This window comes from Bacillus sp. SIMBA_154 (genome assembly GCF_046536015.1).
Taxonomy (GTDB): Bacteria; Bacillota; Bacilli; order Bacillales; family Bacillaceae; genus Bacillus; species Bacillus pumilus_P.
Window position 1 is genome coordinate 1 of the sequence record NZ_JAWJBV010000638.1, and the last position, 238, is coordinate 238.

At 47.5% G+C, this 238-nt stretch carries 1 pseudogene; it reads right to left on the reverse strand.

Annotated elements, in window-relative coordinates:
- Positions 1 to 238, reverse strand: a pseudogene (locus tag R0K30_RS23430) (3-dehydroquinate synthase); the annotation flags it as partial.

Sequence of the window (238 nt, forward strand, 5' to 3'; positions counted from 1 at the left end):
CATATTTGATGATTTCAGCAACGCCTGCCGATAGCTCACGCGCAGGTAAGGTTTTGAGCGTACTCATGTCTGCAAGCACCATCTGCGGCTGCCAGAACGCGCCAATCATGTTTTTGCCTCGCGCATGATTGATACCCGTCTTACCCCCGACACTAGAATCAACTTGTGATAATAGTGTTGTTGGAATTTGGATAAAGTTCACTCCTCGCATAAAACTGGCTGCAGCAAAACCTGTCAT